Source organism: Pseudoalteromonas sp. SR45-5, from assembly GCF_014163565.1.
In the GTDB taxonomy this organism is placed as follows: domain Bacteria; phylum Pseudomonadota; class Gammaproteobacteria; order Enterobacterales; family Alteromonadaceae; genus Pseudoalteromonas; species Pseudoalteromonas distincta.
The window spans coordinates 1-2,503 of the sequence record NZ_JACJDN010000582.1; the positions used below are offsets into that span (position 1 = coordinate 1).

At 39.8% G+C, this 2,503-nt stretch carries 2 protein-coding genes; both read right to left on the minus strand.

Features of this window, described 5'->3' with window-relative positions:
* Positions 1-26: 26 nt before the first annotated feature.
* Complete coding sequence (locus tag H5072_RS16770) at positions 27-1,928, minus strand: SurA N-terminal domain-containing protein (protein WP_182694185.1); 1,902 nt, start codon at positions 1,926-1,928, stop codon at positions 27-29.
* Positions 1,929-2,098: 170 nt separating this feature from the next.
* Complete coding sequence (locus H5072_RS16775) at positions 2,099-2,389, minus strand: HU family DNA-binding protein (RefSeq protein ID WP_158000827.1); 291 nt, start codon at positions 2,387-2,389, stop codon at positions 2,099-2,101.
* Positions 2,390-2,503 lie beyond the last annotated feature (114 nt).

Here is a 2,503-nt window from a genome sequence, read left to right on the forward strand (position 1 = left end):
CGCCTTTCTTTATGAGCTAAAATTAATTACTCAACAGTTTGTGTAGCCGTTGGTAAGTTAAGCTCAGCATTGGCTTTAAGCGCTTCAATAAATACCATGTAGTTTTTATTAGCTTGCGCCATAGTAATGCTTTGTTTTGCTTGAGGGTCAATATTAGCTGCAACTTGTGCATCCGTTACCGACTTAAGCGCAACAATTGCTGCATCACCATTATTTAAATTAACGAGATCGACTACCGCAGAATCCGCTGGGTGAGCCATTTTAAAAGCTTGAGTCACAATAGCAGGTGAAACAGTGTAGCTTTGACGTGTTAACTTAGCTTCTTGGCGAAGTGGTAAGCTTTGCTCGTTAGCAACATCGTTTAAGCTCTTACCTGCTTGTACTTCTGCAAATAAGCTACGTGCCTTTTCTTTAGCAAGCTCAGATGATTTTTCATTCACTAAACGCGCTTTAATTTCCTCGCTTACTTCGTCTAACGGCTTAGTAGCAGCAGCTTTGTGCTCGTTAATACGAACAATGATTGCATGCTCATCGCCAAGCTCAATAACTTCAGAATTTACTTTATCTTCAAGTAAATCAACTGATGTTAGTGCTGTGACAACTGCAGGGCTGTTTAACGGCTCTGGTAGAGCATTAAGTGCTAAAAGAGGTGTAGATTTAACTTCCACTTCAGCAACTTCTGCAGCATCATCTAAGCGGTCTGAAATTTCAAATGCAAGTGCACCCATTTCAGTTTGCTTTTCGTAAAATGCATCAATTTTTTCAGCTTGTTCTAATTCAGCACGTAAGTCAGCTTTAACATCGTCATACGCTTTAACTTGTTGTGGTTGAATGTCAGTAAGTTTAATTATGTGATAACCAAACTCAGAAGTAACAACGTCAGAAATATCACCTTTATTTTCAAGCGCGAAAGCCGCGTCTTCAAATGCAGGGTCCATTACATCACGCTCAATCCACTCAAGATCGCCGCCCATTTCGCCACTAACGATATCGTCAGACGATGATTGTGCTAACTCAGCAAAGTCTGCACCTTGCTCTAGCTGTGCATGAAGAGCATTGGCTTTTTCTTTTGCTGCATCATCGTCTTCACTGTTATCAATTAAGATATGTGATACGCGACGCTTTTCTGGCTCAACGTATTGTGCTTTGTTTTGCTCATAATACGCTTTAACGTCATCCTCGGTTACCGATACAACATTGATATCTGCTGCTTTAAGCTCAATGTAACTTACTGAGATAAGCTCTGGAGATAAAAATTGAGATGCGTTTAAGTCGTAGTAATCAGATACTTCTTGATCTGATACTTCAACATTCGCGGCAAGTGCCTCTTTGTTTACAACTACGTAATCAATACTACGAGTTTGCTGCTGAAGAGCAATTGCGCTTTTCAGCTCGCTCTCTAGAGCAAAGTCTGTCCCTGCAACAGCAGATACTACCTGGCTGCGTGTCATATCTTTACGTAAATATTCACGAAAAGCATCTGGTTGAAAATTCATTTGACGAATTACTTGTAGGTAACGGTCGTTATTAAATTTTTCACCAATTTGAAAGTACGGTAATTCTAAAATTGTTTTACGTACACTTTCGTCGCTTACGCGAAGGCCTAAATCAGCCGCTAGCTGTGATTGCAATTCTTGTTGTACTAAGCGGTCAACTACACCTTGACGAATTTGTGCCATGTAATTTGGATCAGCTGCAATTTGTGTAAAGTATTCACCAAATTGTTGCTCTAAACGGCTACGTTCATTTTGGTAAGCACGGTTAAAATCGGTTTGACTAATTTTAATTCCATTTACTTCAGCAACGGGTTGTTCTGTGGTTTGACCTAAGTAACTACCGATCCCTGCTAAGGCAAAAGATAAAATCACCGCGCCTAAAATTATTTTGGCTACAGGTCCTTGCGAACCTTCTCTGATTTTCTCAAGCATTTGTTTATCTCTTTTTGATCAAGGTATTTTACCTTGTCACATGTAAAAAAAGCGTATCTTACCAGATACGCTTTTTCACTTGAAGTAACTGGCGGAAAAGTTACTTAACTCATCTGTTGTGGTGAATCAGTAACTTTACACTCGCCATAACTAATGTGTTAAAACAGTGATTAGTTTACTGCGTCTTTAAGCGCTTTACCGGCTTTGAAAGCTGGAATAGTTGCAGCAGCAATTTGGATAGTTTCACCAGTTTGCGGGTTACGGCCTGAACGTGCAGCACGTTCACGTACTGAGAAAGTACCAAAACCTACAAGTGCAACTGAGTCGCCATCTTTTAGCGCGCCAGATACAGATTCGATGAATGAATCTAGTGCACGACCTGCAGCCGCTTTAGAAATGTCAGCATCAGCTGCGATTTGATCGATTAATTGAGATTTATTCACAATATCATCCTCTTTCATTGTTATTATCAAGAGCGATGGTTTTTTAAACTAACATCACTTTTTTGAAAATTTTAGAGCAAACTTTTAATGCCCACATGATTATATTTTTCTTAAGCCTAGGCCCCGTAAGGG